Here is a 12,475-nt window from a genome sequence, read left to right on the forward strand (position 1 = left end):
CAGAAGTGAAACGCCGTAGCGCCGATGGTAGTGTGGGGTCTCCCCATGCGAGAGTAGGACACTGCCAGGCATCAAATTTAGCGTGCTGATATGGCTCAGTTGGTAGAGCGCACCCTTGGTAAGGGTGAGGTCCCCAGTTCGACTCTGGGTATCAGCACCAGTTACATGGGTTAAAGTTCGGTAGTTGTAGAAAAGAATTTACCTGGCGGCAATAGCGCGGTGGTCCCACCTGACCCCATGCCGAACTCAGAAGTGAAACGCCGTAGCGCCGATGGTAGTGTGGGGTCTCCCCATGCGAGAGTAGGACACTGCCAGGTATCAAATCAAGTAAAGACCCCATGCCAAAAGCGTGGGGTTTTTGCTTTTCTGTCATCCGGTAAATATCTACATACCAATAAACAGTTAGTAACCGATAATAGGTTGCCTCAATCCCCGCTATTCTCCATATAATATATTTGAAACCATATTGCCTTATTTTCATTTAATTGTTTGTATTTTAAGGTTTTTTTTGCATATTTTCAGTATGTAAAATGATTACGATTGCCCGCCAAATTCTATATGCTGAAATTTCAGCAATGAAACATTTTCAGTTTGCCGCAGATTGCTCGACTTTTTCCTGAAAACCCGTTATCTTCGGGCATCTAGAAGTCTAAACGTATAAGCGGATATATTGAGGATATAGGCATGCCAATTCGGGTTCCTGATGAATTACCAGCAGTGAGTTTTTTACGTAATGAGAATGTCTTTGTTATGACCTCATCGCGTGCAAAAACTCAGGAAATTCGTCCCCTGAAGGTGTTGGTTTTAAATCTGATGCCTAAAAAAATTGAGACGGAAAACCAATTCCTACGTCTACTCTCTAATTCGCCTTTACAGGTCGACATCCAATTACTGCGAATTGATAGTCGCGAGTCAAAAAATACGCCAGCTGAGCACTTGAACAACTTTTATTGTGACTTTGAAGATATTCAGGAGCAAAACTTTGATGGGCTGATTGTCACGGGAGCTCCTCTGGGTTTGGTCGATTTCTGCGATGTTGCTTATTGGCCACAGATTGAACGTATTATTGCCTGGGCAAAAGATCACGTTACCTCAACTTTATTCGTGTGTTGGGCGGTGCAAGCTGCCTTAAATATCTTATATGGTATTCCCAAAATGACGCGAGAGACCAAACTCTCAGGCATTTACCAGCACCAAACAGATAAACCACTGGCGCTTCTCACGCGTGGTTTCGATGAAACATTCCTGGCGCCGCATTCTCGTTATGCCGACTTCCCCGTAGAGGTACTCCAGCAATATACTGATCTGGATATTCTGGTTTCCTCGGAAGAGGCCGGTGCATATTTGTTTGCCAGCAAAGACAAACGGGTCGCTTTCGTCACCGGTCATCCTGAATATGATGTTGATACCTTAGCGGGAGAATATCAACGTGATCTGGCGGCCGGTTTGAATCCACAAATTCCACTCAATTATTTCCCCAATGATGATGCTTCATTACCCCCCAAAGCATCCTGGCGCAGTCACGGGCACCTGTTATTTGCTAACTGGTTGAACTACTACGTTTACCAAATCACACCATTTGATTTGCGCCATATGAATCCTACTCTCGACTAAATTTTTCCTCCCTGAATGCGAATAAAGGCGGCTGAATCGAGCCGCCTTTCTGCTTTTTGCTCTAATAAGAGCCATTTCCCCCTGCTTATACTGGTCTGATCTCTTTATCAAACAACAAGTTATCTCGCGATAAAGTTATAAATGGAAGCTGGTTCCTATCTTCTTAATGTTCATCATAATGTTAACAATATGATAATTAAAGATTAAATAATTATTTTTAATAAAAATGGAAATCGTTTTTGATTTTCTTAATTAATTGATTATTCTTAGTCCTGTCGGGGTGAAAAGTGACCATATAATCTAGCCTTCAATTTTCGGTTGGGACACATTATCCGATATGAATCCAAGAGTGACGCGACATTAGCGTTGGTGTGAAAGCCGTGAGATTGGAAAGGGGAAGGGAAATGACACAACAGTTAGTCGGCACGGAGTTAGTTTTTACACAGCATTTTAATGTTGCTGAGAGGCAGGTTTTGCCAGATGAAGCGATCGAATTCTTGACCGAATTGGTGGTGAAATTCGCACCGTCACGTCGTGAACTCCTTGCAGCACGGCTGTCCTGGCAAAAAGATATCGATCAAGGGGCCTTGCCAGACTTTATTTCGGAAACTAATTCCATTCGTGAAGGTAATTGGAAGATTCAGGGGATTCCTGCTGACTTACGTGATCGCCGGGTGGAGATTACCGGGCCGGTTGAGCGCAAGATGGTGATTAATGCTCTCAACGCTAACGTAAAAGTCTTTATGGCAGATTTCGAGGATTCGCTGGCCCCAAGTTGGGACAAAGTGATCGATGGTCAAATTAACCTGCATGATGCGGTAAAAGGCACGATTTCCTATGCAAATGAATCCGGTAAAATTTATCAGCTCAAACCCAACCCTGCGGTACTGATTGCACGAGTTCGCGGCCTGCACTTGCCGGAGAAACATGTGAAATGGCAGGGGGAAGCTATTCCTGGTGGACTGTTCGATTTCGCTTTGTATTTCTATCATAACTATAAGCAATTACTTGCCAATGGCAGCGGCCCTTATTTTTATTTGCCAAAGATGCAGTCTTATCAAGAAGCCGCTTGGTGGAGTGATGTTTTCACCTTTACCGAGCAGCGCTTCGACTTACCGCAAGGTACCATTAAAGCCACGGTATTAATTGAGACATTACCTGCCGTGTTCCAAATGGATGAAATCCTCTATCACCTGCGCCATCACATTGTTGGCCTCAATTGTGGTCGTTGGGATTATATATTCAGCTATATCAAAACACTGAAAAACCACGGTGATCGTGTGTTGCCAGACCGCCAATCGGTCACCATGAATAAACCATTCCTGAGCGCGTATTCCCGTTTATTGATCAAAACCTGCCATAAACGCGGTGCTTTAGCGATGGGTGGCATGGCGGCATTTATCCCGAATAAAGATCCGGTAAAAAATGCGCAAGTACTGGATAAAGTTCGTGCGGATAAAGAGTTAGAAGCCAGTAATGGCCATGATGGTACATGGGTAGCCCATCCGGGGCTGGCCGATACGGTGATGGAAGTCTTTAACAAGGTGTTGGGTGACCGACCAAATCAATTAGAGGTTAGCCGGGCGCAGGACAAACCTATTACCGCAGCTGAGTTGTTGGAGCCTTGCAGCGGTGAACGCACGGAAGAAGGGATGCGCGCCAACATCCGGGTTGCTGTGCAATACATTGAAGCATGGATATCTGGCAATGGCTGCGTGCCTATTTATGGCCTGATGGAAGATGCCGCGACAGCAGAGATTTCTCGCACTTCTATCTGGCAATGGATACATCACCAGAAAAAACTGAGTAACGGTCAGACGGTGACGAAAGAGCTGTTTCGAAACATGTTGAGTGAAGAAATGCAGGTAGTAAAGCTGGAACTTGGCGCAGAGCGCTTTGATGGCGGGCGGTTTGAAGAAGCTGCGCGCCTGATGGAGCGAATTACAACACAAGACGAGCTTATCGACTTCCTGACACTACCCGGCTACGCGCTGCTAGCCTAAGACACTAACTTATTTAACCCTACAAAATTAAATAATAAGGAATATCGCCATGACTACCTCTCGTACTCAACAAATTCAGCAATTGGAACAGGAATGGAAATCACCGCGCTGGGAGGGCATTATTCGCCCGTATAGTGCTGAAGAGGTGATTAAATTACGTGGCTCAGTCAACCCTGAGTGCACTTTGGCGCAGCACGGTGCGAAGAGATTGTGGGAATTACTGCATGGCAAATCGCGTAAAGATTATATCAACTGTTTAGGCGCATTAACCGGTGGTCAGGCGCTGCAACAGGCGAAGGCAGGGGTTGAGGCCATTTATCTGTCAGGCTGGCAGGTCGCGGCTGATGCTAACACCGCATCAAGCATGTATCCGGATCAGTCGCTGTACCCGGTTGACTCCGTTCCTGCGGTAGTTAAACGTATCAATAACAGCTTCCGTCGCGCAGATCAGATTCAATGGTCGAATAATATTGAGCCGGGTAGCAAAGGTTATACCGACTATTTCCTGCCGATTGTGGCAGATGCGGAAGCCGGTTTTGGCGGTGTGCTGAATGCATTCGAATTGATGAAAGCTATGATTGAAGCGGGTGCTGCTGGCGTACATTTCGAAGACCAACTGGCAGCCGTGAAGAAATGTGGTCATATGGGCGGTAAAGTTTTGGTGCCGACTCAGGAAGCGATTCAGAAGTTGGTCGCAGCCCGTCTGGCTGCCGACGTTCTCGGTGTGCCAACACTGCTGATTGCCCGTACCGATGCCGATGCCGCTGATTTGTTGACCTCTGATTGTGACCCGCATGATAGCGAATTCATTACTGGTGATCGTACTGCTGAAGGATTCTTCCGCACTCATGCTGGTATTGAGCAAGCCATCAGTCGCGGCCTGGCTTATGCCCCGTATGCCGATTTGGTGTGGTGCGAAACATCTACTCCAGACTTGACGTTAGCTAAGCGTTTTGCTGATGCGATTCATGCGCAATTCCCAGGAAAATTATTGGCTTACAACTGCTCTCCATCATTTAACTGGAAAAAGAATCTGACGGACCAACAGATTGCCAGCTTCCAGGATGAGCTGTCTGCCATGGGTTACAAATACCAGTTTATTACACTGGCGGGTATCCACAGCATGTGGTTCAACATGTTCGACCTGGCGCATGCTTACGCACAGGGAGAGGGCATGAAGCACTATGTTGAGAAGGTTCAGCAGCCAGAATTTGCCGCTGTTGAGCGCGGCTACACTTTCGCATCTCATCAACAGGAAGTGGGCACCGGCTACTTTGATAAAGTCACCAATATCATTCAGGGCGGTGAGTCTTCCGTAACGGCATTGACCGGCTCGACGGAAGAACAGCAATTCTAACTCCACGAGTTTGAGGGAAAGTGTGTGTTATCAAGAGCCTGCTTACGCAGGCTCTGTTCCGTATGGCGGAGGTAAGTATGGTGACAAAGCTGGAACAATTAATCGCGCAAACAATTTTGCAGGGGTTTGATGCTCAATATGGCCGCTTTCTGGAGATCACCGCGGGGGCGCAACACCGTTTTGAACAGGCTGATTGGCATGCGGTACAGCAGGCGATGAAAAAGCGTATTCACCTCTATGATAGTCATGTGGGATTGGTGGTGGAGCAATTGAAACACATCACTGATCAACGCTGTTTTGATGTGAGTTTTCTGACGCGGGTTAAAGAAATCTATACTGACTTGCTCCCGGATTATCCGCGCTTTGAAATCGCTGAAAGTTTTTTTAATTCAGTCTATTGTCGGTTATTTAAACACCGCGATTTAACTCCGGATAAGCTGTTTGTTTTCAGTTCACAACCGGAGCGGCGCTTTCGCGAAATCCCTCGCCCTTTAGCACGCGATTTTGTCCCCAAGGATAATTTGAGCGGCATGTTGCAGCTGGTACTCAATGATTTGCCGCTGCGTTTACCCTGGGAAGACCTGTCACGCGATATTGGCTATATTGCGACCGCATTGCGGCAAATTTTTACCGATGAGCAGCTCGCAACCGCACGTTTTCAAATTGCGAATGAACTGTTTTATCGTAATAAAGCCGCCTGGCTTGTGGGAAAATTGCGGCTGGCTGATGAGGTTTACCCATTCCTGCTACCTATCCATCACAATGAATCAGGCGGGCTATTTATTGATACCTGCCTCACCAGCAAGGCAGAGGCCAGTATTGTGTTTGGCTTCGCTCGTTCTTATTTTATGGTTTATGCCCCCTTACCCGCGGCAATGGTGGAATGGCTGCGGGAAATCTTGCCGGGCAAATCGACCGCTGAACTGTATATGGCGATTGGCTGCCAAAAACACGGTAAAACCGAAAGCTACCGTGAATACCTAACCTTTGTTCATCAATCTAGCGAACAATTTATTATTGCGCCTGGGGTCAAAGGGATGGTGATGTTGGTATTTACTCTGCCAGCATTTGACCGGGTTTTTAAGGTCATCAAAGACCAGTTCGCGCCACAAAAAGAAGTCAGTCAGGCGAGAGTTTTAGAGTGCTATCAATTGGTTAAAGAACATGATCGGGTAGGGCGAATGGCGGATACCCAAGAGTATGAGAATTTTGTGATTGATAAGCATCGCATCAGTGCAGAACTGCTGACAGAATTACAGCGGGAAGTGCCGGAAAAACTGGAAGACTTAGGCGACCAAATCATCATTAAACACCTGTATATGGAGCGGCGGATGACGCCATTGAATCTCTATATGGAGCAGGCAAATGATCAGCAGTTGAAGGATGCTATTGAAGAATACGGTAATGCCATTAAGCAACTGGCGGCGGCGAATATCTTTCCCGGCGACATGTTATTTAAAAACTTCGGCGTAACCCGCCATGGGCGCGTGGTGTTCTATGATTATGATGAAATTTGTTATATGACTGAGATGAATTTCCGCGATATTCCGCCGCCGCGTTATCCAGAGGATGAGATGGCCAGCGAACCGTGGTATAGCGTATCTCCCAATGATGTTTTCCCCGAAGAATTTCGCCATTTCTTATGTAGTGACCGCAAAGTCCGGCACTTTTTTGAGGAGATGCACAGCGACTTGTTCCATGCCAGTTACTGGCGCGGTTTGCAGCAGCGTATCCGTGATGGGCATGTGGAGGATGTTTTTGCTTATCGTCGAAAACAACGCTTCTCCCAGAGAGTGATCTCTTGACGGCTGCTGCGCGTCGTCACTCTGAGATTGCGCAGTGCTCGGCCTCCTCACGTACTACGTGTACGCTCCGGGGCCTGTGCGCTGGGCGCACTCAGATTGACTTAGCTCGCTACGCCTTGATTGGATTGAAAAACACAGGTTCAAATGAAGGGGAATCGTGCCGTTGGGGTCGTAGCGGCGTGAGCCGCCGGAGCGCCCCTAGGCGCGGTAAACCCTTCGATCACTGTGCTTAATCTACGGCGTCTTTACGATCTGCTTGTTCTCACCGAACGACAACGTCTTAACTAATTAACTCCGATTTCCGCCGCCGTATGATTGAGTGATTTCTTTCGCAGCATGAATAACTAATGCACCAAGTTCTGTGACGCGATCGTCGGTAATACGCGATATCGGGCCGGAGATGGAAATAGCGGCAAAGGCTTCGTGATGTTCATCGAACAGACAGGCGGCGATACAGCGCAGGCCGAGAGCATGCTCTTCATCGTCAAATGAATAACCTTGCTTGCGAATTAGCGCCAGATTCTCTTTCAAACTGGCTGGACTGGTGCGGGTATGCTGCGTGTAGGCATGCAGCCCTTTTTTATGTAAAAGCTGAACCAGTTGGTCGTCTGGCAGGGTGGAGAGAAAAGCTTTACCGGCACCCGAGGCGTGCATTGGCAGTTTGCCGCCAATCGGTGCGGACATCCGCATCAGGGCGGTACATTGCACTTGATCGATAATAATGGCCTGATAGTCACTGTGATCCAGCACGGCCAGATTGACGGTTTCACCAGATTCATCCATTAAACGGCGCAGCATCGGGTGAACCATCGCCAGCAGATTGCGGCTTTGCAAAAAGCTACTGCCGACAATAAAGGCGTGTGCGCCCATCGTCCAAAGGCCTAAATCCCCCACCTGACGGACGAAACCCTGCTGCTGCATGGTGGTTAACAGGCGGTGAGTGGTGGAATTAGGTAAACCTGCCTGTTGCGCTAAATCTGTTAAGGCCACACTGCCCTGCGCTTCGGAAATATATTCCAGTAATTTAAGACCCCGTGTCAGTGATTGAACCTGACCGGTTGGTGCTGTCGTTGTTTGCACGGCTGCCTTGGGTTTCTTTCCCCGTTTAATCGCAATCGGTAACGCCATAAATCAGCCTCTCATTCATTATTATGGAACTCATTTTCGTTTTTCAATTATGCATGCAAACCACAAAAATTGCTCATCCGATGAGTTTGGTTTTCTACCTGAAAAAGTCTCAACTGTGACTGGACTCATTACGTTGACAACTTGTGCTAGGATGACAGATGAATTTTTCAGCATGTCTGATACGAATAAACAATTAAAGATGCATCGGATAATGGCAAGGCAACAGGGTAAAGAGGCGACAGTGGTGGACACAGTAACAAATAATAAGATTAAGGAATTACATCAGCAGTTAGCACAACGGATCTTGGTGCTGGATGGCGGCATGGGAACCATGATCCAGAGTTATCGACTGGAAGAGGCGGATTACCGTGGTGCGCGCTTTGCTGATTGGCCCAGTGATCTGAAAGGGAATAATGACTTACTGGTGCTCTCCAAGCCCGAAGTCATTACTGCCATTCACAATGCCTATCTTGAAGCCGGTGCTGACATTCTCGAAACCAATACCTTTAACTCTACCACCATTGCCATGGCGGATTATCAGATGGAGTCGCTGTCAGCTGAAATTAACTATGAAGCTGCCCGTTTGGCTCGTATCTGTGCCGATGAATGGACGGCCCGCACGCCCGACAAACCACGCTATGTTGCCGGGGTGCTTGGCCCGACCAACCGTACCGCATCTATCTCTCCGAAAGTGAATGATCCGGCATTTCGTAATGTCAGTTTTGATCAGTTGGTTGAGGCTTACCGTGAATCGACCCGTGCTCTGATTGAGGGCGGTGTCGATTTAATTATGATTGAAACGGTTTTCGATACCCTGAATGCCAAAGCTGCCACCTTTGCTGTTGAATCTGAATTTGAAGCCATGGGTGTGCTGTTACCGGTGATGATTTCCGGCACCATTACCGATGCTTCTGGCCGTACTCTATCCGGCCAAACCACCGAAGCTTTTTATAACTCCCTGCGCCATGTGAAACCGCTCTCTTTTGGCCTGAACTGCGCTTTGGGGCCGGATGAGCTACGCCAATATGTCGCTGAGTTATCACGAATTTCTGAATATTATGTCAGTGCGCACCCGAATGCCGGTTTGCCGAATGCCTTTGGTGAATATGATCTGGAAGCCAAAGAGATGGCCGAGCAGATTGGTGAGTGGGCGCGGGCAGGGTTTTTAAATATTGTCGGTGGGTGCTGCGGTACCACGCCACGTCATATCGCCGCGATGGTTAAAGCTGTCGCTGGCGTTGCACCACGTCCGTTGCCGGATATTCCGGTCGCTTGCCGTTTGGCGGGGCTGGAACCACTGACAATCGATGCCAACACGCTATTTGTTAACGTCGGTGAACGGACAAACGTCACGGGTTCGGCCCGTTTTAAACGGCTGATAAAAGAAGAGAAATATGGCGAAGCGCTCGATGTGGCTCGTCAGCAGGTTGAAAGCGGCGCGCAAATCATCGATATCAATATGGATGAGGGCATGTTGGATGCCGAAGCTGCTATGGTGCGCTTCCTGAATCTGATTGCCGGTGAACCCGATATTGCCCGGGTGCCGATTATGATCGACTCCTCCAAATGGGATGTCATCGAAAAAGGGCTGAAATGTATTCAGGGCAAGGGCATCGTGAACTCCATTTCGATGAAAGAGGGTGTAGATGCCTTTATTCATCATGCCAAGCTGGTGCGGCGCTATGGTGCGGCGATGGTGGTGATGGCCTTTGATGAACAGGGGCAGGCTGATACTCGAGCGCGCAAAATTGAGATTTGCCGCCGCGCCTATAAAATTCTGACTGAAACCGTTGGCTTCCCGCCGGAAGATATTATTTTTGACCCGAATATTTTCGCCGTCGCCACCGGGATTGAAGAACATAACAATTACGCCGTCGACTTTATTGAAGCTTGTGCTGATATCAAAGCCGAACTGCCGCATGCCATGATTTCAGGCGGAGTCTCCAACGTTTCGTTCTCTTTCCGTGGCAATGATCCAGTGCGGGAAGCTATTCACGCGGTATTCCTTTATTACGCCATTCGTAATGGAATGGATATGGGTATCGTCAATGCCGGGCAGTTGGCGATCTATGACGACCTGTCGGATGAACTGCGTAATGCGGTTGAGGATGTCATTCTTAATCGTCGTGATGACAGCACCGAGCGGCTGTTGGATCTGGCGGAAAAATACCGTGGCAGTAAGAGTGATGAGGTGGCGGTTCAGCAAGCGGAATGGCGCGGTTGGCCGGTGGTGAAACGCCTGGAATATTCACTGGTCAAAGGCATTACCGAATTCATCGAACTGGATACAGAGGAAGCCCGGCAGGAGGCCGACCGGCCAATCGAGGTTATCGAAGGGCCATTGATGGCTGGGATGAATGTGGTGGGTGACTTGTTTGGCGAGGGGAAAATGTTCCTGCCGCAGGTGGTAAAATCTGCCCGAGTGATGAAACAAGCGGTCGCCTATCTCGAACCTTATATTGAAGCCAGTAAACAGAAAGGTACCACCGCAGGCAAAATCCTGCTGGCGACAGTTAAAGGCGATGTGCATGACATCGGCAAAAACATTGTCGGTGTGGTGTTGCAGTGTAATAACTATGAAATCATAGATTTGGGTGTGATGGTGCCGACCGAAAAAATTCTGCGTACTGCGCGGGAAGAAAAGGTCGATATCATCGGTTTGTCTGGCCTGATTACGCCATCGCTCGATGAGATGGTGAATGTCGCCAAAGAGATGGAGCGCCAGGGTTTCACCTTGCCGCTGCTGATTGGCGGAGCCACTACCTCCAAAGCGCATACCGCGGTTAAAATTGAGCAGAACTACAGTGGCTCAACCACTTATGTCTCTAACGCATCGCGCAGTGTTGGTGTGGTTTCAGCTTTGTTATCTGATACGCAACGAGATGATTTTATAGTGAAAACTCGCAAAGAGTATGAAACCGTCCGTATTCAACATGCGCGTAAAAAACCACGCACTCCGCCGGTCAGTTTGCAAGCAGCACGAGATAACCAAACTGTTATTGATTGGGAAAATTACACTCCGCCAGTGGCGCACAAACTGGGGGTTCAGGCGGTGGAAGCCAGCATTGAAACGTTGCGTAACTACATCGACTGGACGCCATTCTTTATGACCTGGTCGCTGGCGGGTAAGTACCCGCGCATTCTGGAAGATGAAGTGGTGGGTGAAGAGGCCAAGCGCCTGTTTGCTGATGCCAATGAGATGCTGGATAAGCTGTCAGCGGAAGGTTTACTGCATCCAAAAGGTGTCGTCGGGCTATTTCCGGCCAACAGTGTTGGCGATGATATCGAAATTTATCGCGATGAAAGACGTGATGAAGTGCTGGTGGTTAGCCATCATTTGCGCCAGCAAACCGAGAAAACAGATTTTCCGAACTATTGTCTGGCTGATTACGTCGCACCTAAATCCAGTGGTAAAGCTGATTATTACGGTGCTTTTGCGGTTACCGGCGGGCTGGAAGAGGATGCTCTGGCCGATGCCTATGATGCTCAACATGATGATTACAACAAAATCATGATTAAGGCGCTGTCTGACCGGTTGGCAGAGGCTTTTGCGGAATATCTGCATGAGCGGGTGCGCAAGGTGTATTGGGGCTTCTCACCGAATGAAAATCTGAGCAACGAAGAGTTGGTGCGGGAAAATTATCAAGGGATCCGCCCGGCTCCGGGGTATCCGGCGTGCCCTGAGCACACAGAGAAAGGCCAAATCTGGCAGTTGCTGGATGTGGAAACTCATACGGGGATGAAACTGACCGAATCCTACGCCATGTGGCCTGGGGCATCGGTGTCGGGTTGGTACTTCAGTCATCCGGATAGCAAATATTTTGCTGTGGCACAAATTCAGCGAGATCAAGTTGAAGATTACGCTGCCCGTAAAGGGATGCCAATTGCCGAGGTTGAGCGCTGGCTAGCTCCGAACCTAGGTTATGACGCGGATTGACAATGGAAAGCGAATTATCCTCAATTTATGATAGAAGAGGTTTGAGCTAATTCGCTACTCTGTTTCGAAGTATTGAAATAGAGAAAACACTTGAAATGGAATTGCCAAAAGGAATATTAAAAGCAGCGAGATCAATAGGGTCTTTTATAGCAGATAAAAATCCGAAGCTCGCAGTATTCGGTAACACTGCTGTGGGAAACAAGCTTTCTGGGGTATCTAACCGTGTTGATTGCATTAAGCGAAGGGCTGGGCGAATTATTGCGCAAGATCTTAAGCAGTATAATGCGATGTCTGGCGTCGGCATTGAGCCAAGAGGGGAGCGAATTGCTGCGCAAGATCTTAAGCAGATTAATGCGATGTTTAACGGCCGCATTGGGCTAACTATTGCGAAACCGCAGCAGATTACATTTAACGAAGTTGTTAAAGTAAGAGTGTTTACTCCTAATCCGGAGGAAAAGATGATCGAGAATTCCAACGCTGTATCATCTCGTGTTACTGGCATTAACCTAAAAAATGCAAACATCAGTCCTGGATTGGTGAGTATTCTGAGATCTCGAGGTTTTAGGTGATTTTTTGACTAATTTTGCTGTAAACAGTAAAAACCGGCACTTGCCCCACAGGCAGTACCGGT

The 12,475-nt window shown here is 48.1% G+C and carries 7 protein-coding genes, 1 tRNA gene and 1 rRNA gene; 8 read left to right on the top strand and 1 reads right to left on the bottom strand.

Annotated elements, in window-relative coordinates:
- Nucleotides 1-84 precede the first annotated feature (84 nt).
- The 6 genes from HU019_RS15470 to aceK all read left to right on the top strand — a co-directional run bounded on the left by HU019_RS15470 (nucleotide 85) and on the right by aceK (nucleotide 6,779).
- Nucleotides 85-160: transfer RNA gene (locus tag HU019_RS15470), tRNA-Thr, on the top strand.
- A 41-nt stretch (nucleotides 161-201) separates the two neighbouring features.
- Nucleotides 202-317, top strand: a 5S ribosomal RNA gene (gene rrf / locus HU019_RS15475).
- Between the two features lie 367 nt (nucleotides 318-684).
- Nucleotides 685-1,614: a homoserine O-acetyltransferase MetA gene (metA, locus tag HU019_RS15480; RefSeq protein ID WP_050078150.1), complete on the top strand. Its 930-nt coding sequence runs from the start codon at nucleotides 685-687 to the stop codon at nucleotides 1,612-1,614.
- A 404-nt stretch (nucleotides 1,615-2,018) separates the two neighbouring features.
- Nucleotides 2,019-3,617 (top strand): malate synthase A, encoded by a 1,599-nt coding sequence (aceB, locus tag HU019_RS15485; protein WP_174849832.1) that lies wholly within the window; start codon nucleotides 2,019-2,021, stop codon nucleotides 3,615-3,617.
- 49 nt (nucleotides 3,618-3,666) lie between these two features.
- The gene (gene aceA / locus HU019_RS15490; protein WP_174849833.1) at nucleotides 3,667-4,974 is read left to right on the top strand and encodes an isocitrate lyase; all 1,308 of its coding nucleotides are present in this window, start codon (nucleotides 3,667-3,669) and stop codon (nucleotides 4,972-4,974) included.
- A 77-nt stretch (nucleotides 4,975-5,051) separates the two neighbouring features.
- Entirely contained in the window at nucleotides 5,052-6,779 is a 1,728-nt protein-coding gene (aceK, locus tag HU019_RS15495) for a bifunctional isocitrate dehydrogenase kinase/phosphatase (protein WP_174849834.1), read from the top strand.
- A gap of 288 nt (nucleotides 6,780-7,067) precedes the next feature.
- Here aceK and iclR read toward each other — a convergent pair whose 3' ends face one another.
- Entirely contained in the window at nucleotides 7,068-7,907 is an 840-nt protein-coding gene (iclR, locus tag HU019_RS15500; protein WP_174849835.1) for a glyoxylate bypass operon transcriptional repressor IclR, read from the bottom strand.
- 241 nt (nucleotides 7,908-8,148) lie between these two features.
- Between iclR and metH the strand changes: the two genes are divergently transcribed.
- On the top strand, nucleotides 8,149-11,844 hold the full coding sequence (metH, locus tag HU019_RS15505) for a methionine synthase (protein WP_174849847.1): 3,696 nt from the start codon (nucleotides 8,149-8,151) through the stop codon (nucleotides 11,842-11,844).
- Between the two features lie 95 nt (nucleotides 11,845-11,939).
- Nucleotides 11,940-12,413 carry a hypothetical protein gene (locus HU019_RS15510; protein ID WP_174849836.1) on the top strand — a complete coding sequence of 158 codons (474 nt, stop codon included), beginning with the start codon at nucleotides 11,940-11,942 and terminating at the stop codon, nucleotides 12,411-12,413.
- Nucleotides 12,414-12,475 lie beyond the last annotated feature (62 nt).

The sequence above is a fragment of the Yersinia artesiana genome, from assembly GCF_902726545.1.
In the GTDB taxonomy this organism is placed as follows: Bacteria; Pseudomonadota; Gammaproteobacteria; order Enterobacterales; family Enterobacteriaceae; genus Yersinia; species Yersinia artesiana.